16 protein-coding genes are annotated in these 18,249 nt (G+C 70.2%); 13 read left to right on the top strand and 3 right to left on the bottom strand.

What is annotated here, in order from left to right; all coding sequences use genetic code 11:
- Positions 1-1,143, top strand: a 1,143-nt coding sequence (locus VSO01S_RS22060) for a phospholipase D-like domain-containing protein (RefSeq protein ID WP_068644947.1), incomplete at its 5' end; no start/stop codon positions are given.
- On the opposite strand, the gene VSO01S_RS22055 is transcribed toward VSO01S_RS22060, so the two are convergent.
- Positions 1,134-2,228: an ROK family protein gene (locus VSO01S_RS22055; protein ID WP_068644946.1), complete on the bottom strand. Its 1,095-nt coding sequence runs from the start codon at positions 2,226-2,228 to the stop codon at positions 1,134-1,136. The genes VSO01S_RS22060 and VSO01S_RS22055 overlap by 10 nt on opposite strands.
- Before the next feature lie 98 nt (positions 2,229-2,326).
- Here VSO01S_RS22055 and VSO01S_RS22050 point away from each other — a divergent pair, with 98 nt between their 5' ends.
- On the top strand, positions 2,327-3,853 hold the full coding sequence (locus tag VSO01S_RS22050; protein WP_068644945.1) for a glycine betaine ABC transporter substrate-binding protein: 1,527 nt from the start codon (positions 2,327-2,329) through the stop codon (positions 3,851-3,853).
- Here VSO01S_RS22050 and queG read toward each other — a convergent pair.
- Positions 3,850-4,908, bottom strand: coding sequence for a tRNA epoxyqueuosine(34) reductase QueG (gene queG / locus VSO01S_RS22045; RefSeq protein WP_068644949.1), 1,059 nt, complete (start codon positions 4,906-4,908; stop codon positions 3,850-3,852). The genes VSO01S_RS22050 and queG overlap by 4 nt on opposite strands.
- Positions 4,909-4,920: 12 nt before the next feature.
- Here queG and tsaE point away from each other — a divergent pair, with 12 nt between their 5' ends.
- The 3 genes from tsaE (at position 4,921) to VSO01S_RS22030 (ending at position 7,319) form a co-directional block, all read left to right on the top strand.
- The gene (tsaE, locus tag VSO01S_RS22040; protein ID WP_068644944.1) at positions 4,921-5,424 is read left to right on the top strand and encodes a tRNA (adenosine(37)-N6)-threonylcarbamoyltransferase complex ATPase subunit type 1 TsaE; all 504 of its coding nucleotides are present in this window, start codon (positions 4,921-4,923) and stop codon (positions 5,422-5,424) included.
- On the top strand, positions 5,421-6,869 hold the full coding sequence (locus VSO01S_RS22035) for an N-acetylmuramoyl-L-alanine amidase (RefSeq protein WP_068644943.1): 1,449 nt from the start codon (positions 5,421-5,423) through the stop codon (positions 6,867-6,869). The genes tsaE and VSO01S_RS22035 overlap by 4 nt, the downstream gene beginning before the upstream one ends.
- A 165-nt stretch (positions 6,870-7,034) precedes the next feature.
- A complete protein-coding gene (locus VSO01S_RS22030; protein WP_153305363.1) occupies positions 7,035-7,319 on the top strand; it encodes a YMGG-like glycine zipper-containing protein in 285 nt (94 codons plus the stop codon).
- 40 nt (positions 7,320-7,359) lie between these two features.
- On the opposite strand, the gene VSO01S_RS22025 is transcribed toward VSO01S_RS22030, so the two are convergent.
- Positions 7,360-8,028 (bottom strand): DedA family protein, encoded by a 669-nt coding sequence (locus VSO01S_RS22025; RefSeq protein ID WP_068644942.1) that lies wholly within the window; start codon positions 8,026-8,028, stop codon positions 7,360-7,362.
- Between the two features lie 83 nt (positions 8,029-8,111).
- Here VSO01S_RS22025 and mutL point away from each other — a divergent pair, with 83 nt between their 5' ends.
- The 8 genes from mutL (at position 8,112) to VSO01S_RS21985 (ending at position 18,230) form a co-directional block, all read left to right on the top strand.
- Complete coding sequence (mutL, locus tag VSO01S_RS22020; RefSeq protein WP_068644941.1) at positions 8,112-10,004, top strand: DNA mismatch repair endonuclease MutL; 1,893 nt, start codon at positions 8,112-8,114, stop codon at positions 10,002-10,004.
- A gap of 209 nt (positions 10,005-10,213) precedes the next feature.
- A complete protein-coding gene (locus tag VSO01S_RS22015; protein ID WP_068644940.1) occupies positions 10,214-11,128 on the top strand; it encodes an alpha/beta hydrolase in 915 nt (304 codons plus the stop codon).
- A gap of 43 nt (positions 11,129-11,171) precedes the next feature.
- Entirely contained in the window at positions 11,172-12,146 is a 975-nt protein-coding gene (miaA, locus tag VSO01S_RS22010) for a tRNA (adenosine(37)-N6)-dimethylallyltransferase MiaA (protein WP_068644939.1), read from the top strand.
- Positions 12,143-12,817: an ABC transporter ATP-binding protein gene (locus VSO01S_RS22005; RefSeq protein WP_068644938.1), complete on the top strand. Its 675-nt coding sequence runs from the start codon at positions 12,143-12,145 to the stop codon at positions 12,815-12,817. The genes miaA and VSO01S_RS22005 overlap by 4 nt, the downstream gene beginning before the upstream one ends.
- Before the next feature lie 115 nt (positions 12,818-12,932).
- A complete protein-coding gene (locus VSO01S_RS22000) occupies positions 12,933-13,289 on the top strand; it encodes a YciI family protein (RefSeq protein ID WP_068644937.1) in 357 nt (118 codons plus the stop codon).
- Entirely contained in the window at positions 13,286-14,530 is a 1,245-nt protein-coding gene (locus VSO01S_RS21995; protein WP_068644936.1) for an RNA polymerase sigma factor, read from the top strand. Before VSO01S_RS22000 ends, VSO01S_RS21995 begins: the two co-directional genes overlap by 4 nt.
- A 20-nt stretch (positions 14,531-14,550) precedes the next feature.
- Complete coding sequence (locus tag VSO01S_RS21990; RefSeq protein ID WP_068644935.1) at positions 14,551-17,124, top strand: FtsX-like permease family protein; 2,574 nt, start codon at positions 14,551-14,553, stop codon at positions 17,122-17,124.
- A 5-nt stretch (positions 17,125-17,129) separates the two neighbouring features.
- A complete protein-coding gene (locus VSO01S_RS21985; RefSeq protein ID WP_068644934.1) occupies positions 17,130-18,230 on the top strand; it encodes a lipocalin-like domain-containing protein in 1,101 nt (366 codons plus the stop codon).
- Positions 18,231-18,249 lie beyond the last annotated feature (19 nt).

The following is an 18,249-nucleotide window of genomic DNA, read 5'->3' as shown; positions in this document are numbered from 1 at the left end:
CGCTCCGCCGCCAACGGGCACTGGGCGGCCGAGCTGATCGACAGCTTCGGGCTGGCCGCCCCCAGCCCCTGCAGCGTCCGCATGCATGCCGACGGCGCGGCGGCGCGCGACGCGCTGTGGCAGGTCATCGAAAGCGCGCGCGAGCGGCTCGACGTCGGCACTTTCATCATCGGCAGCGACGACTTCGGGCAAGAGGTGATGGAGCGCCTGGTGCGGCGCGCGCGCGAAGGCGTCAAGGTGCGCGTGCTGCTCGACGGCTTCGGCGCCCTGAGCCTGCCGCGCCGCTATTTCGACCAGCTGCGCCAGGCCGGCGGCGACGTGGCGGTGTTCCGCCCGCTCTTCAGCCTGCGCAACACCGGCCCGCGCAACCTGCGCAACCACCGCAAGGTGACCATCGCCGACGACCAGTGGCTGTGGTCCGGCGGACGCAACCTGGCGGGCGAGTACTTCTGCGGCAACGAGGCGCATCCCCAGCCCTGGCGCGATCTCTCGTTCGACCTGCGCGGCAACGTGGCGGCGGCCGCGGCCCGGCAGTTCTCGCACGACTGGGCGTCGGTGCGCAAACGCAAGCCTCGCAGCATTGCCGACCTGCCGACCGCAGGCGGCAGCAGCCTGGCGCAGTACCTGCCCAGCGGCCCCGATCAGATGGAAGACACGGCGCAGGCGCTGCTCATCGACGCGTGCTTCCGGGCCGAACACCGCTTCATGGCCGTCACGCCCTATTTCGTGCCCGGCGACGGCCTGCGTGACGCGCTGCGGCTGGCGGCACGCCGCGGCGTACAGGTGACCATCGCCATCCCGCAGGTCTCCAACCACCGCATGGCCGACTTCGTCCGTGCGCGCGCCATGCGCGACCTGGCGCGCGCCGGCGTGATCTTCAAGATGCTGCCTTTCATGGCGCATGCCAAGGCGGTGGTGGTGGACGAGAGCCTGGCCCTGTGCGGCAGCATCAACCTGGACGGGCGCAGCCTTCTGCTCAACCACGAATCGGCCGTCGTCTTCTATGACGCGCACGACATCGACTGGCTGGCGCACTGGATCGAGACCACGGCCTCCGCCGGCGAAAGCTACCGCGCGCGCCAGCCGGGCCTGGCCCGCGACGTGGCCGAAGGGCTGGTGCTGACGCTCGCCTTTCAACTCTGAACGACCGGGCCGCGATTGGTGTAGCTCGCGTTGCCCAGCCCGGTGCCGATGGTGAGCACCGCCCAGTGCTTCACGTCCCGCATGAAGGGCAGTTCGCTCAAGCCCTGCACGACGGCGTCGTTGTGCATGAGCACCAGCACGTGCCGGTCGTCGATGGGCGGCAGCAGCTTGGCCAGTTCGCTGGGCAGGTGAAAGTGCTCGTCGGCCCAGTCGCCGGGCATGTTTTGCGCGCCGCGGGCGATGGAGCCGTCTTCGCGGATCAGCCCCGGGCAGGCCACGCCCACGAAAGGCGCCAGCGCAATCTTCTTGCGCCGGGCATGGGCCATCAGCTCGTGCAGCATGTCGGCCATGCCTTGCACCAGCATCTGCCGCGGCGGGCGGTCGTCCGCATGGCGCCACTTGTGCCGGCGCACCACCCGCGCCTGCGAGAGGTCGGCCGCCTTGGCGCGGCGCGTCTGCACGATGCCGCAGCGCACATTGGTCCCGCCGATGTCCAGGGCCAGGATCGCCTCGTAGTCATCGATCACCGCCGGCGGCGCCAGGTGCACCCAGCCGATCAGTCCGCCGTCGTCCACTTCATGCGACAGGCGCGCCAGCTGCACGGGACTGCCGTCGCAATGCAGCGCGGTTCCGGCCTGCAGCAACGCCTGCTCGCCCACGCCGCTGCCGGGAAAGCCGCCGCCGAGCACGATGCGCTGCACCTTGCGCCAGCTCTTCTGGCGCATGTACCGGTCGATGACGTGCACCAGTTCGAGCGAGAACTCCTCGATGGCGGCATGCACGAGATCGCTCGCCTCGTCCTTCTCCCGCCGGCCGTGGATGACCTCGTCCAGGTCCTTCTTGGCAATCTCGCTGCTCGGCACCTTTCCAAGCGGATCCCGGCCCCGGCGCACGCGCAGGCGCTTGCGCCACTTCTCCAGCAGCGCTCGAAAGGCCGTCTGGCTGGCCTGGTCGCCGACAAAGCCGTCCTGGTCGCGCAGCTCCAGGCTGTAGCTTTCGATCTTCACTTGCGGCAGCAGCATGGCGCCGTGCGCCAGGGCGTCGCCTGGCTGCCGCTGCACGGATGAGCGAGATGCACTTGGCATGTGCGCACTGTGGTCCCGCCGACCCCGCCGCCACATCGGCGAGCCGCAACAGCGCGTGTAGGAAAGCAGCCAGCGGACGCGGCCTTACACTGCCGCCGATGCATTGGCCACGTCTTCGAACCTGGTTCGGCGCCTTGTGCGCGGCACTCTTGCTGCTGCCGGGCCTGGCGGCACCGGCATGGGCCCAGGGCGAGACCTTGCGCGTGGGCTCCAAGCGATTCACCGAGTCCTACATCCTGGCCGAGCTGCTCGCGCAAAGCGCGGCGCCGCACCTGAGCGCGCCACCCGTGGTTCGCCAGGGCCTGGGCAACACGGCCATCGTGTACGAGGCGCTGCGTTCGGGCAGCATCGACCTGTATGCCGAATACACCGGCACCATCGCGCTCGAAATTCTCAAGGGGCCGCCCGGCATGTCGCGCGAGCAGATCGCCGCGGGCCTGGCGCCGCTCGGCCTGGGCATGGGCCCGGCGCTGGGATTCAACGACGGCTATGCGCTGGCCATGCGCGCGGCCGACGCTGACAGGCTGGGCATCCGCACACTCAGCGACCTGGCCCGCCACCCCGAACTGAAGCTGGGCCTGTCCAACGAGTTCATCGGCCGTGCGGACGGCTGGGCGGGCCTGGCCGCGAACTACGGCCTGCAGCAAAAGCCCATCGGGCTCGACCACGGCCTGGCGTACGACGCCATCGCGGCCCGGCAGATCGACGTGATGGACATCTACACGACGGACGCCAAGATCGACCACCTGGGCCTGCGCGTGCTGCAGGACGACCGCGCCTACTTTCCGCGCTACGACGCCGTGGTGCTGTACCGCCTGGACGTGCCCGGGCGCTTTCCCAAGGCCTGGGCCGCCATCGAGGCCCTGCAGGGTCGCATCGACGAGAAAGCCATGATCGCGATGAACGCGCGCGCCGAGCTGCAGGGCGCACCTTTCGATGCGATTGCGCGCAGCTTCCTGGCGCAAGGGTCGACCGGCGCTTCGGCGCAGCCCGGGCGCGGCTTCGCCGCCAAGCTGCTCGGGCCCGACCTGGGCCGCCTGGCGCGCCAGCACCTGCTGCTGGTGGCCATCTCGGTGGGCATCGCCGTCCTGATCGCCGTGCCGGTGGCCATCTGCATCTTTCCGATGCAGCGCGTGCGTGCCGCCGTGCTGGGGGTGGCCGGCCTGCTGCAGACCGTGCCCTCGCTGGCGCTGCTGGCCGTGCTCATCTCGCTGATGGGCATCATCGGCACGGTGCCGGCGCTGATCGCGCTGACACTCTACTCGCTGCTGCCGATCATGAGCAACACCGTCACCGGCCTGGCCCAGGTGCCTGTCGGCCTGCGGCAAGCCGGTACCGCCCTGGGCATGACGCGCGCGCAGAACCTGTGGCTGGTGCAGTTGCCGCTGGCGCTGCCCACCCTGGTGGCCGGCGTGCGCACCGCCACGGCCATTGCCATCGGCACCGCGACCATCGCGGCATTCGTCGGCGCGGGCGGTTTCGGCGAGCGCATCGTGACCGGGCTGGCGCTCAACGACCGTGCGCTGCTGCTGGCGGGCGCCATTCCGGCGGCGGGGCTGGCCCTGGCGAGCGAGCTGCTCTTCGAGCTGCTGCAGTGGTGGATGCGCAAGCGCCAGGCGCGCTAATCGGCCGGGCCGGCCGAACCAGGCGCCTGCTGCAGCGCCCACGCCACATGCTCGCGCACCAGCGCGCTCGGATGCTGCAGGCGCGATTGCAGCGCCTCGCGCGCCGACGCGTCGCCGCCGCGCAATGCATTGCCCAGTGCCACGGCGATGTTGCGCAGCCAGCGCTCGTGGCCGATGCGGCGGATGGGGCTGCCCTCGGTGCGCGACAGAAATTCTTCTTCGCTCCAGGCGAAGAGCTCGGCCAGCGTGCGCCCGGTGAGCCCTTCGCGCGGATCGAAATCGGGCAAGGCGCTTCTTCTCGCGAACTTGTTCCAGGGGCAGGCCAGCTGGCAGTCGTCGCAGCCGTAGATGCGGTTGGCCATGAGCGGCCGCAGCTCGGGCGGGATCGGCCCGGCATGCTCGATGGTCAGGTAGGAGATGCAGCGCCGCGCATCGAGCCGATGCGGCGCCACGATGGCCTGCGTGGGGCAGATGTCGATGCAGGCGCTGCACGATCCGCAGTGCGCGGTGACCGGCTCGCTGGGCGGCAGCGCCAGGTCGACGTAGATCTCGCCGAGAAAGAACATGGAGCCCGCCTCGCGGTCCAGCACCAGCGTGTGCTTGCCGCGCCAGCCCTGGCCGCTGCGTGACGCCAGCTCGGCCTCGAGCACCGGGGCCGAGTCGGTGAACGCGCGGTGGCCGAAGGGGCCGATCTCGGCGGCAATGCCTTCGGCGAGCTTCTGCAGGCGCGTGCGAAGCACCTTGTGGTAGTCGCGGCCCCGCGCGTACATCGAGACGATGGCCTCCTGCGGACGATCAAGCCGCGCGAACTCCACATGCTGCCAGTCGTCGGGCGTGGCCCGCGGCAGGTAGTCCATGCGCGCGGTGATGACGCTCACCGTGCCGGGCACCAGCTCGGCCGGCCGGGCGCGGCGCATGCCGTGCGCGGCCATGTAGGTCATCTCGCCATGGAAACCTTTTTCGAGCCACTGCATCAATCCAGGCTCCGCCGTGGACAGGTCGACGCCTGCCACACCGATTTGGGAGAATCCAAGCTCCCGCGCCAGCGCCTGAATACGGGATACGAGTTGCCTGCTGCCGATCACCTGCCCATTGTAGAAACGCGCCACTGGCCCAGCGAAGAAGACACCTTGGCCTTTGCCAGCCGCATGGCACAGGCCATGAGCACGCAGCCAGACCTCGCCAACAGCTTCATCGCACTGCATGGCGACCTGGGCGCCGGCAAGACCACCTTCGTGCGGCACCTGCTGCATGCACTGGGCGTGCGCGGACGCATCAAGAGCCCCACCTATGCGGTGGTGGAGCCGCATGCCGTGCCGTCGGGGCTGGCCATCCATCACTTCGACTTCTACCGCTTCGCCGATCCGCGCGAATGGGAGGACGCGGGCTTCCGAGACATCTTCGCGGGCCCCGGCCTCAAGTTGGCCGAATGGCCACAGAAGGCGGCGGGCCGCATTCCACTTGAAGATCTCGCTATTAAAATCGAAGCAATGAGTGACGACACGCGAACCGTGACCCTGCAAGCCTCCACGCCCCGCGGCGCGCAGCTGTTGAAGGCGCTGCATTCATGAGCGCGCAGGAGGTTTCGCCGTTGGATCGCCAGGGCCTGCTGCGCCGGCGCACGGTGCTCAAGGGCGGCAGCCTGGCGCTGCTGCTGAGCGGCCAGCAGATCGCCTTCGGCGCCAGCATCGTCGCGGTGCGCGTGTGGCCCGCCAACGACTACACCCGCGTCACCATCGAATCGGACGGCCGCCTGCAGTCGCGCCAGCTGGTGGTGGGCAACCCGCCGCGCCTGGCGGTCGACATCGAGGGCATCGACCTCAACCCCGCACTGCGCGAACTTGTCGGCAAGATCCGCCCCGACGACCCCTACATCAACGGCCTGCGCGTCGGCCAGTTCGCACCCGAGGTGGTGCGCATCGTGTTCGACCTGAAGCAGTCGGTGCTGCCCCAGGTCTTCTCGCTGGCACCGGTGGCCGCCTACAAGCACCGCCTCGTGCTCGACCTCTACCCCGAGCAGCCGGTGGACCCCATGGAGGCGCTCATTGCCGAGCGCATGCGCGACGCACCCGCCAGCGCGCCGGCACCGGCCTATGCGCAGCCCAAGCCTTCGGCCGCCGATCCGCTGGGCGACCTGATGGCGCAGCAGGCGGGGCGCCCCGGCCCTGCCGCACCGCCCACACCGGTCGCGCCTTCGCTACCGCCCACGGTGGCCATCGCACCGCCGCGCCCTGCCGCGCCACCCAGCGTTTCACCCGCACCGCCGCCCGTTGCGGCCACCTCCACGCGTACCGACCGCATCATCATCGTGGCACTCGACCCCGGCCATGGCGGCGAGGATCCGGGCGCCATCGGCCCCAACGGAACGCGCGAGAAGGACATCGTGCTGCAGGTGGCGCACCGCCTGCGCGACCGCATCAACAGCGCGAACGTGGGCGGCAACCCCATGCGCGCCTTCCTCACGCGCGATGCCGACTTCTTCGTGCCGCTGCATGTGCGCGTGCAGAAGGCGCGGCGCGTGCAGGCCGACCTGTTCGTCAGCATCCACGCGGACGCCTTCACCAACCCGGATGCGAACGGCGCGAGCGTGTTCGCGCTCAGCCAGCGCGGCGCCTCGAGCAGCGCGGCGCGCTGGCTGGCCAACAAGGAAAACGACGCCGACAAGGTGGGCGGCATCAACATCCGGGCCGAAGACCTGCATGTGCAGCGCGCGCTGTTCGACATGAGCACCACCGCGCAGATCAACGACAGCCTCAAGCTGGGCACGGCCATGCTGGGCGAGATCCGCAACGTCGGAAAGCTGCACAAGCCGCAGGTCGAGCAGGCTGGCTTTGCGGTGCTCAAGGCGCCCGACATTCCCAGCGTGCTGGTGGAAACCGCCTTCATCAGCAACCCCGGCGAAGAAGCCAAGCTGCGCAGCGCCAGCTACCAGGAAAACCTGGCCGATGCGCTGATGCGCGGCATTCAGCGCTACTTCGCGCAGAACCCGCCGCTGGCGCGCAGCCGCCAGCTCTAGCCTCGTTCGCAAGCATCGGCCGACTGGCCCTCTCTCCGACGCGCTCGGCGCACGCGTCCGTCATCGGCCGCGCGAATGGGCGTGCAGGGGTGCAAGGCAGACGCCTACAGCCGCCGAAGAGGGTGCTTCCTACAGTCTTCTCATGACCACTGAAAGGTGAAGATCATGTTGAAGACACGCTATTGGATTTCCGCAGTTGCGCTTTCGGCCACCGCCTTCCTGGGCGGCTGCGCCAGCGGGCCGAGCAACCAGCAGTTGGGCACCGTGGGCGGCGCCGTGGTGGGCGGGGCGGTCGGCAATGCCGTTGGCAGCGGCAGCGCGGTAGGCACCGTGGGCGGTGCGGCCGCCGGCGCACTCATCGGCAACGAGATCGGCCGGCGCAGCGACCAGCGCAACTACTACGAGCGCAACCCCTACACCTACTATCCGTACAACGGGCCTCGCTACTGAGTGAAGCCCCGACAGCTCGGCCAGGGCCCGCCCGAGCCGCCTAGTTGGCCGAGTTCCGAGACACGTCGGGGGCGCCTTTGCGCCCCGCATGCCAGGCGCCGTAGATGGCGATGAGCCCCGGCACCAGGATCAGTGCCCAGATGATCTTGTCCAGATGCTCGCGCACGACGGGCAGGTTGCCGAAGAAGTAGCCGGCCGTGGCAATGCCCAGCACCCACAGCAGCGCCCCCACCACGTTGTAGGCCGTGAACTTGGGCCGCCCCATCATCGCCACGCCCGCCACAAAGGGCGCAAAGGTGCGGATGAAGGGCATGAAGCGCGCCAGGATGATGGTGATGCCGCCGTAGCGCTCGTAGAACGCATGCGCCTGGTCGAAGGCCTTCTTGTTGAAGAAGCGCGAGTTCTCCCATTGGAAGACCTTGGGCCCGAAGTAGCGGCCGATCTGGTAGTTGCACTGGTCGCCCAGGATGGCCGCCACCAGCAGCACGGCGCACGCCAGCGGAAAGTCCATCATGCCCACCCCGCACAGCGCACCGACGATGAAAAGCAGAGAGTCGCCCGGCAGGAAGGGCATCACCACCAGCCCCGTCTCGACGAAGACGATGACGAACAGCAGCACGTAGACCCACGTGCCATAGGCGGCAACGAAGGCCTCGAGATGCTTGTCGACGTGAAGGATGAAGTCGATGAGGAAGCTGATGATTTCCATGGCCGGGATTATCACGATGCGTGGATGATTCCCGGCTGAACCCCCACGCTCCGGCGGCCGGGCGCTTTTCCTAGAATGCCCGGGTGAGTGCCGTCCTCCCCTCCCCCACCCGCCCGGTGTCCGCCCGCCGCCCCATCCGCGAACTGCCGGACGAACTGATCAGCCAGATCGCCGCCGGCGAAGTGGTGGAGCGCCCCGCCTCCGTGGTGCGCGAACTGGTGGACAACGCGCTCGATGCCGGCGCGCGCCAGATCGTGGTGCGTCTGCTGGCCGGCGGCGTGCGCCTGATTTCGGTGGAAGACGATGGCCAGGGCATCCCGGCCGCCGAACTGCCGGTGGCGCTGCGCCGCCACGCGACCAGCAAGATCGCGAGCCTGCACGAACTCGAAACGGTGGGCACCATGGGCTTTCGCGGCGAAGCGCTGGCGGCCATCAATTCGATTGCCGAGATGTCCTTGCATTCGCGCACGGCCGACAGCCAGGCCGAGGGCGGTGCCTGGTCGCTGGACGGGCGCTCGGGCGAACTCAAGCCCATTGCGCGCGCCGTCGGCACCACGGTGGAAGTGCGCGAGCTGTTCTTCGCGACCCCGGCCCGGCGCAAGTTCCTGAAGACCGACGCCACTGAACTCGCGCACTGCCTGGAGGCCGTGCGCCGCCATGCCCTCGCGCGGCCCGACGTGGGCTTTGCCGTGTGGCATGAAGGCAAGCTGGTGGAGCAGTGGCGCCCGGCCGCTTCGCTCGAAGGTCGGCTGGCCGATGCCATGAGCGAGGACTTCGTCTCGCGCAGCGTGCCGGTCGACCATGTGGTGGGCGCGGTGCGCGTCACGGGGCGTGCCGGCATTCCGGATGCGGCGCGCTCGCGCGGCGACCAGCAGTTCTTCTACGTCAACGGGCGCTTCGTGCGCGACAAGGTGCTGGCCCATGCGGTGCGCAGCGCCTACGAGGACGTGCTCCACGGCCAGCGCCAGCCCGTGTATGCGCTGTTCCTGGAAATCGATCCGGCGCGGGTGGACGTGAACGTGCACCCCACCAAGATCGAAGTGCGCTTTCGCGACGGACGCGAAGTGCACCAGGCGGTGCGCCATGCCATCGAGAACGCGCTGGCCGTGCCGCGCGCCGGCCACGGCGCAGCGGCGCCGCTGGCGGATGCGGCGACGCCGCTGCCCGAACCGGCGGTGCCGCCTGCCGTCGCGCCGATGATGCGTCCCTGGTCGCAGCCTTCGATGCAGTTCGTGGCGCGCGAGCGCCAGGGCCTGGGCGACAGCGCCGCCATGTGGCCGAGCCGGGCCTACGAGCGGCCGATGGCCGACACGCCCGCCTTCCTTCCGGCGATGCCCACCGCGCAGCCGACTGAGACTAAAACGGCACTGGCCGAATCGGACGACACCGGGGCCTGGCCCCTGGGCCGCGCCCTGGCGCAACTCCAAGGCATCTACATCCTGGCCGAGAACAGCCAGGGCCTGGTCATCGTCGACATGCATGCGGCGCACGAGCGCATCGTCTACGAGCGCCTGAAGACGCAATTGGAAGGCGCGGCCATCAGCAGCCAGCCCCTGCTCATACCGGCCACCTTCGCGGCCACGCCGCAGGAGGTGGCCACGGCCGAAGCCTGTGCGTCCGTGCTGCCGGCGCTGGGCCTGGAGATCACGCCGTTTTCACCCAAGACCCTGGCGGTGCGCGCCGTCCCTGGCACCCTGGCCGAAGGCGACCCGGTGGAACTGGCGCGCAGCGTGCTCGCCGAACTGGCGCAGCACGACGCCAGCACCGTGGTGCAGCGGGCCCAGAACGAGCTGCTGGGCACCATGGCCTGCCACGGCGCGGTGCGGGCCAACCGCAAGCTCACGCTGGACGAGATGAACGCCCTGCTGCGCCAGATGGAGGCGACCGAGCGCTCGGACCAGTGCAACCACGGTCGTCCCACATGGCGACAAGTAACGGTGCGTGACCTGGACGCGCTCTTCCTGCGCGGACGCTGAATTCGGTTCACGGGTCAAACCTAGGGATTTCCCTGGTTTTGCCGGCAGAAGCGGGAATCAGCCCGCAGAAACGGACAATTGAGCCTTGCCGCGGCTGTCATCCAGGACACTGGCACAGCCGTTGCATGAGCTTCTGCGCCACGCCCCTTCGACAGGGTGCGAGGAACTTTGTACGCCGCCCGCCGGTCGATTGCTTTCCTGTCTATCGAATGAAACGCTGGTCCCTGTTCGTATTGAGTACCGCACTCGTCGGCGTCCTCGCCGGCGGATGCTCCACACTCGACGCACGCCAGCGTGAGTGGATCTTCCAGCCCAGCGACCGCAGCTGGGGCAACACGGCCTCCATGACGGCCGGCATGGAAGACGTCTGGATCGACTTCAAGTCCTCCATCACCGGCGAACCCGCCCGCCTGCACGGCCTCTGGCTGGGCGGCAAGCCCGAATCCACCGACACGCCGGTGCTGCTGTACCTGCACGGTGCGCGCTTCAACGTGGCGGGATCGGCCCCCCGCATCCAGCGCATGCACGAGCTGGGCTTCTCGGTGCTGGCTGTGGACTACCGCGGCTTCGGCAAGAGCACGAAAGAGCTGCCCTCGGAAGACACCGCCCGCGAAGACGCCCAGGCCGCCTGGACCTGGCTGGCCGCGCGCCACCCGCAGCAGCGCCGCTATATCTTCGGCCACTCGTTGGGCGGCGCCATCGGCATCGACCTGGCATCGCGCGTCAAGGACGAGAGCGGCACCATCGTCGAGGGCACCTTCACCTCCATCTCCGACGTGGTGAGCAGCTTCAAGTGGGGCTGGCTGCCGTTCCAGCCCTTCATCACGCAGCCCTTCGATTCGCTGGCCCGGGTGAAGGACATCGGCTCGCCGCTCCTGGTGGTGCACGGCTCGCTCGACGACCTCATCCGCCCGGAACTGGGCCGCAAGCTCTATGAAGCCGCCACCGGCCCGAAGATGTTCGTGCTGGTTCAGGGCGGCTCGCACTTCAGCACCAACACGGTAGGCGAAGCGCAGTACCGCTCCGCGCTCACCCAACTGTTCCACATGCGTCCGCCCGGGATGCCGCAGGAGCCGGACGGCATGCAGGCCGACGCCACTGCCGCCACGCGCGCGCCCAGCTGAACTTCGCCAGGCGGCGCCATGCGCGCCTGTTAACCTCGGGCGCATGCCGCCCCCTTCCTCCACTGCCGCAACCTGGATCGGCCTGGCCGGCCCGACCGCCAGCGGCAAGACTGCGGCGGCGCTGGCGCTGGCCCAGGCGCTGCCGGTGGAAATCATCAGTGTCGACTCGGCCCTGGTCTACCGCGGCATGGACATCGGCACCGCCAAGCCGAGCCCGCAGGAGCAGGCGCTGGTGCCGCACCACCTGATCGACATCCGCGACCCGACCGACAGCTACAACGCCGGCGCCTTCGTGCGGGACGCCACCCGCCTGGTGGACGAGATACGTGCGCGCGGGCGGCTGCCGCTGCTGGTGGGCGGCACCATGCTCTATTTCAATGCCCTCATCCACGGCATCGACGACATGCCCAGCGCCGCGCCCGAGCTGCGCGAGCGCATCGAGCTCGAGGCGGCCGAGCAAGGGTGGCCGGCCATGCACGCGCAGTTGGCCAGGGTCGACGCGGTCACCGCGGCGCGGCTGGCGCCCAACGACAGCCAGCGCATCCAGCGTGCGCTGGAGGTGTGGCATGCGAGCGGGCGGCCGTTGTCCAGCTTCCATGCCGAACGCGCGGCCGCCACTACGGAGCCAGGGCCGCTGGCCTTGCTGTCCCTGGAGCCGCAGGAACGCAGCTGGCTGCACGAGCGCATCGCACAGCGCTTCGACGCCATGCTGGCGGCCGGCTTCGTCGACGAGGTGCGCGCCCTGCGCGCGCGCGGCGACCTGCGGCCCGAGCTGCCATCGATGCGCTGCGTCGGCTATCGCCAGGTCTGGGAAGCGCTGGACCGGCTCTGGCCCGAGGACGAACTGCGCGAGCGCGGCGTTGCCGCCACGCGCCAGCTGGCCAAGCGGCAGATCACCTGGCTGCGCGGCATGGCGCAGCGCACCGTGGTCGAAGCCGCCGCGCCGGACGCCGTGCAGCAGGTGCAGCGGCAGGTGCGCGCCTGGCTCGACACAGGTCGCGTGACGTTTCCCGGATGAGCGGCAGCGTCGGCTCATCGCAGGGCCTCTCGGTGCGCGGACTGGCCAAGCACTACGGCCAGACGCCGGTCTTCCAGAACGTCTCGCTCGACGTGGCGCCCGGGGAGTTCGTCGCCATCGTGGGCGAGTCGGGCGTGGGCAAGTCGACCCTGCTCAACTGCATGGCGGCGCTCGACACCTGGGATGCCGGCCGCATCGTGCACCAGGGCGTCGACCTGGGCACGCTCGACGGCGAGCAGCGCGCCGTCTGGCGCCGCCGGCAGGTGGGCTTCGTGTTCCAGGCATTTCACGTGCTGCCGCACCTGGACGTGTCGCAGAACATCGCGCTGCCGCTCATGCTCCAGGGCCGCCGCGACGATGCGCGCGTGGCGCAGATGCTGGCGGCCGTGGGCCTGGCGGGCACCGGGGCGCGCCTGCCGCAGCAGCTCAGCGGCGGACAGCTGCAGCGCGTGGCCATTGCGCGGGCGCTGGTGCACCGCCCGGCCTTGCTGCTGGCCGACGAGCCCACCGGCAACCTGGATCCGGCCACGGCCGGCAAGGTCATGGAATTGCTCACCCTGCAAACGCGCGAACATGGCGCATCGCTGGTGCTCGTCACGCATTCCGAAGCGGCTGCGGCCCGCGCCGACCGGGTGCTGCATTTGCGCGCAGACGGCATCGCGCAAGCCTGATTCGCGCAAGACAAAAAAGACTTGTCGAAATGGCGCGTTGCCAGCCGTCATTGGGTCGAGCAATCCCGCTCTGACCAACCTCGAGCAGGCTCGAGGAGCAATTAAGGAGTCCGACATGGAATACATGGTGATGTTCTACGAAACGCAGGAAGACTTCGCGCGCCGCAACGGCCCGCAGGCGCAGGCCCAGTTCGCCAGCTGGGTGGCCTACATCAACGCGATGCAGCAGGCCGGCGTCATGCGCGCCGGCAACGGCCTGCAGGGCCCGATGACCGGCACCACGCTGCGTGTTCGCGGCGACAAGCGCCAGGTGCAGGACGGCCCCTTCGCCGACACCAAGGAGCAGTTGGGCGGCTACGTGCTGCTTGACGTGGCCGACCTCGACGCCGCGCTGGAATGGGCGGCCCGCGCGCCCTGCGCATCCACCGGCGGCGTGGAGCTGCGTCCGCTGTTCAGTCCTTCGAAGACGTGACGCACGACGGCCTCGACGCCGCGCACCGCCGCGCCGAGCAAGCGGCGCGGCAGTCGTACGGCCGTCTGCTGGCCATTCTTTCGGCACGCACGCGCGACATCGCGGCCTCGGAAGATGCCCTGCACGACGCCTTCGCGCGCGCGCTCGAACGCTGGCCGCAGGACGGCGTGCCCGAGCGGCCCGAAGCCTGGCTGCTGCAGGTGGCCCGGCACCGCACGCTGGACGCCTGGCGCCACGCGCAGGTGCAGGACGCGGCAGCGCACAGCCTGCTGCTGCTGGCGCAGGACGTGCACGACGAGCCGCAAGGCCAGGCCGCCGTGCCCGACGAACGCCTGCGCCTGCTGTTCGTCTGCGCACATCCGGCCATCGACGGTGCGGCGCGCGCGCCGCTCATGCTGCAGACCGTGCTGGGCCTGGATGCAGCGCGCATCGCCAACGCCTTTCTCGTCGCGCCCGCCACGCTCGGCCAGCGCCTGGTGCGGGCCAAGGCGCGCATCCGCGCCGCAGGTATCGGCTTCGAATACCCGCGCGCCGACGAGCTGCCCCGGCGGCTGCAGGACGTGCTGGACGGCATCTACGCCGCCTACGGCACCGGCTGGGACGACGTGGAAGGCACGGACGCCAGCCACCGCGGCCTGACGCTCGAAGCCATCGAGCTGGGCCGCATCCTCTGCGCGCTGATGCCCGGCGAACCCGAGCCGCGCGGCCTGCTGGCCCTGATGCTCTTCTGCGAAAGCCGCGCGCACGCCCGGCGCGACGCACAAGGCGCCTACGTGCCGCTCGATGCACAGGACCCCGCCCGCTGGAACGACGGCATGCGGCTCGAAGCCGAGCAGCAGTTGGCCAGCGCGGCGGCCCGTGGCGTCGTCGGCGCCTACCAGCTGGAGGCGGCCATCCAGTCGGCCCACACACAGCGGTGCCTGGGCATGGCCGTGCCGCCCGAGGCATTGGTGGCGCTTTACGACGGCCTGCTGGCGCTGCGCCCGAGCATCGGCGCCCAGGTGAGCCGCGCCTGCGCGCTCGCTGCAGCCCAGGGTCCGGCCGCCGGACTGCAGGCGCTGGACACCATCGACGCGCAACGGGTCGCGAGCTACCAGCCCTACTGGGCGGCACGGGCACATCTTCTTGGCGCGGGCGGCCAAGTCAACGCGGCACGCGCGGCCTATGCGCGCGCCAGCGGCCTCGCGTCGCAGCCGGCGGTGCGCGCCTACCTCGAGCAAGCCGCGCGGCGCCTGGGCTGAACGGGCGCATCATCAACGCCATGCTGGCACTGCTTCGAAGCTTTTCCTGGCGCGAACTGCGCCACCACCCGTGGCGCAACGCGGCCGCCGTGGTGGCGGTGATGCTGGGCGTGGCGCTGGCCTTTTCGGTGCAGCTCATCAACGCCTCGGCGCTCGACGAATTCGCGGGCGCGGTGCGCTCGGTGAACGGCCAGCCCGACCTCGAGCTGCGCGCGGCGCAGGGCGGCTTCGACGAGCGGTTGTTCGAGCGCATCGCCACGCATCCGCAAGTGGCGCTGGCCAGCCCCGTGCTCGAGACCCAGGTCCAGTTGCTGGGGCCGGCGGGCAAGCGCATGCCGATGCGCGTGCTCGGCGTGGACAGCCTGGCCCTGCCAGAGATCGCGCCCGCCCTCAGCCCCAGGACGGCAAAGGGCGTGGACCGGCTCGCGCAATTCGCGCCAGGGCAGGTCTTTCTCAATGCAGCGGCGAGCAGTGCAGCCGGCCAGGATGCCACCGCCATCCAGGTGCAGGCCGGCACCCGCACCTTCAGCTTGCAGGTGGCCGGCAGCGTGAGCGCCGGCGGCAGCGCGCTGGCGGTGATGGACATCGGCGCGGCGCAAGACCTTTTCGGGCGCGGCGGCCAGCTCAGCCGCATCGACATCCGCCTGCGCCCGGGCACGGACCGCGCCGCCTTCGCCCGGGCGCTGGAGCAATCGGCCGGCTGGCCCGCCGGCCTGCGCCTGGCCGAGCCCGGCGATGCAGCGCAGCGGGTGAGCAACCTGTCGCGGGCCTACCGCGTCAACCTCACGGTGCTGGCCCTGGTGGCCTTGTTCACCGGCGCATTCCTGGTCTTCTCGGTGCTGTCGCTGGGCGTGGCGAAGCGGGCGCAGCAGTTTGCGCTGCTGGGCGTACTGGGCCTCACGCCCCGGCAGCGGCTTCGCCTGGCGCTGCTCGAATCGGGCGTGCTGGGTCTCATTGGCAGCGTGGCGGGCATCGCACTGGGCACGGGGTTGGCGCTGCTGGCGCTGCGCGTGCTGAGCGGCGACCTGGGCGGCGGCTACTTTCCGGGCGTGGCGCCATCGCTGCGCTGGAGCAGCGGCACCGCGCTGCTCTATGCCGCGCTCGGGTTGTTGGCGGCGCTGGTGGGCGGATGGTGGCCGGCACGCGCGGCACAGGCGCTGCCCGAGGCCAGCACGCTCAAGGGCCTGGGCGCCGCCAGTGCCGCGCCGGGTTCGGCGCTCGCGCGCTGGCTGGGCCTGGCGATGATGCTGGCGGGCGGCCTGCTCGCACTGGCCCCGCCCATCTTCGGCGTGCCCATTGCCGCCTACCTGGCGGTGGGCTTCCTGCTGGTGGGCGGCATCGCCACCTTGCCGGTGCTGATCGGCGCGCTCTACGACAGGCTGGCACGCAGCGTCTCTGCCCATCTGCTGCCGATGCTGGCGGTGGAGCGCGCACGCCGCATGCGCGGCAACGCGGCGGTGGCGGTGAGCGGCGTGGTGGCGGCGCTGAGCCTGGCGGTCGCGCTCACGGTGATGGTGGCGAGCTTTCGCGAATCGGTGTCGCGCTGGCTCGATGCGGTGCTGCCGGCGCAGTTGTATGTGCGCACGGCCGGCAGCGGCAGCAGCGCGGCCGGCGAGCTGGATGCCGCGGCCTTCGACCCCGCCTTCGTGCAAGCCGTGGCACAAGTGCCGGGCGTGGCGCGCATCGGCACCTTGCGCACGCGCGCGCTGCTGCTGGACAGCAGCCGGCCCGCGCTGACCCTGATCTCGCGCAGCTTCGAGCACGGCGATCCGGCCCGCAGCCTGCCCCTGGTGGGCGAGTATGTGGCGGCGCCGCCCGGAGAAATCGGCATCTACGTCAGCGAGGCCGTGGTGGATTTGTACGGGTCGCGCCCGGGACAGATGTTCGAACCGCTGGCACGCGCGTTTCCCGGCGCGGGCGCACCGCCGCGATTCTTCGTGGCCGGGGTCTGGCGCGACTACGTGCGGCAGTTCGGTGCGATCACGATGGATGCGCGCGACTTCGAGAAGCTCACCGGCGAGCGCGGGGTGAGCGACATCTCGCTGTGGCTGGAACCCGGCGCGGCGGAGGGCCAGGTGCAATCGTCCGTCCGCGAGCTGGCCGCCCGGCAACTGGGCAGCGCGGACCTGGTCGAGTTCGCCTCGGTCGGCGCGATCCGGGCCAACTCGCTGCGCATCTTCGATCGCAGCTTCGCCGTCACCTATTGGCTGCAGGCCGTGGCCATCGCCATCGGCCTGTTCGGCATTGCCGCCAGCTTCAGCGCGCAGGTGCTGGCGCGGCGCAAGGAGTTCGGCCTGCTGGCCCACCTGGGCTTCACGCGCGGCCAGATTTTGCGGGTGGTGGCCGGCGAAGGCATGGCCTGGACTGCCATCGGGGCGCTGGCCGGACTGGCACTGGGGCTGGCCGTCGCATTGATCCTCGTGCATGTGGTCAACCCGCAGAGCTTCCACTGGACCATGGACCTGATGCTGCCCTGGCTGCGCCTGAGCCTGCTGTGCGCCGCGGTGCTGGTGGCCGGCACGCTCACCGCCTGGCTGGCTGGCCGCGCTGCCGCAGGCCGCGACGCGGTGATGGCGGTGAAGGAGGATTGGTGAGTGAGATGACTGCTTTCGCGCCTGGCCGCTTGCAGCGGCGCGCGCTCCTGCTGGCCGCGCTGGCGTCGCCATCGGCGCTTGCCTTGGCGGCGCCCGGCACGCGCGAGCTGCGGCCGCTGCGCTTTCCGCGCGACTTCGGCAGCCACCCGGACTGGCGCACCGAGTGGTGGTACATCACCGGCCACGCCGAAGTGCCGGACGCCGGCGGCAGCCGCACCTTCGGCTTCCAGGTCACGTTCTTCCGCTCGCGAGTCGACGAAGCGCAGTCGCTGCAGTCGGCCTTCGCGGCCAGGCAACTGGTGTTCGCCCATGCGGCCCTCACCGACCTGAAAGGCCGCCGCCTGCTGCACGACCAGCGCATCGCCAGGGCCGGCATGGGCGTGGCATCGGCATCGGAGGGCGACACGGACATCCGCCTGCGCGACTGGTCGCTCAAGCGCCAGCCGGACGGGCGCTATGCGGCGCGCGTATCGGCCAGCGGCTTTTCGCTCGAACTGGACTTCGCGCCCACGCAGCCGGTGCTGCTGCAAGGCGATGCGGGGCTGTCGCGCAAGGGCGCGGAGCCCGATGAAACGAGCTACTACTACAGCGAGCCGCAGCTGAAGGTGGGCGGGCGCATCGCCCTCGAAGACCGCCATTTCGAACCCACCGAGGGCCGCGCCTGGCTGGACCACGAATGGAGCGAGACCCTCATGTCGCCCCAGGCCGTGGGCTGGGACTGGATCGGCATGAACCTGCACGACGGCAGCGCCCTCACCGCCTTTCGCCTGCGCGATTCGGCGGGCCGTACGCTGTGGGCCGGCGGATCGTGGCGCGACAAGAGTGGCAAGCTGCTTGCGTTCGCGCAGGACGAGGTGAAGTTCGAAGCGCAGCGGCCATGGAAGAGCCCGTCGTCGCAGGCCAGCTACCCGGTCGAGCGGAAGCTCGCCACGCCCGCCGGCCGCTTCACCGTGAAGGCGCTGCTCGACGACCAGGAACTGGACAGCCGGGGCTCCACCGGCACCATTTATTGGGAAGGCCTGAGCGACCTGCTCGACGAGCGCGGACAGGCCGTGGGCCGCGGCTACCTGGAGATGACCGGCTATGCGGGCAAGCTGAAGCTGTAGAACACCGCCAGGCGCTAGA

The sequence above is a fragment of the Variovorax soli NBRC 106424 genome (genome assembly GCF_001591385.1).
Taxonomy (GTDB): domain Bacteria; phylum Pseudomonadota; class Gammaproteobacteria; order Burkholderiales; family Burkholderiaceae_C; genus Variovorax; species Variovorax soli.
This window is presented reverse-complemented; position numbering and strand designations above follow the sequence as displayed.

Bases quoted from the DNA above. Each gene is read 5' to 3' on its own strand.
- VSO01S_RS22015 (WP_068644940.1), top strand. From the start codon at position 10,214: ATGAAACGCTGGTCCCTGTTCGTATTGAGTACCGCACTCGTCGGCGTC.
- VSO01S_RS22005 (WP_068644938.1), top strand. From the start codon at position 12,143: ATGAGCGGCAGCGTCGGCTCATCGCAGGGCCTCTCGGTGCGCGGACTG.
- VSO01S_RS21990 (WP_068644935.1), top strand. From the start codon at position 14,551: ATGCTGGCACTGCTTCGAAGCTTTTCCTGGCGCGAACTGCGCCACCAC.
- VSO01S_RS22055 (WP_068644946.1), bottom strand. From the start codon at position 2,228: ATGCCAAGTGCATCTCGCTCATCCGTGCAGCGGCAGCCAGGCGACGCC.
- VSO01S_RS22000 (WP_068644937.1), top strand. From the start codon at position 12,933: ATGGAATACATGGTGATGTTCTACGAAACGCAGGAAGACTTCGCGCGC.
- VSO01S_RS22035 (WP_068644943.1), top strand. From the start codon at position 5,421: ATGAGCGCGCAGGAGGTTTCGCCGTTGGATCGCCAGGGCCTGCTGCGC.
- VSO01S_RS22025 (WP_068644942.1), bottom strand. From the start codon at position 8,028: ATGGAAATCATCAGCTTCCTCATCGACTTCATCCTTCACGTCGACAAG.
- VSO01S_RS22030 (WP_153305363.1), top strand. From the start codon at position 7,035: ATGTTGAAGACACGCTATTGGATTTCCGCAGTTGCGCTTTCGGCCACC.
- VSO01S_RS22050 (WP_068644945.1), top strand. From the start codon at position 2,327: ATGCATTGGCCACGTCTTCGAACCTGGTTCGGCGCCTTGTGCGCGGCA.
- miaA (WP_068644939.1), top strand. From the start codon at position 11,172: ATGCCGCCCCCTTCCTCCACTGCCGCAACCTGGATCGGCCTGGCCGGC.
- VSO01S_RS21985 (WP_068644934.1), top strand. From the start codon at position 17,130: ATGACTGCTTTCGCGCCTGGCCGCTTGCAGCGGCGCGCGCTCCTGCTG.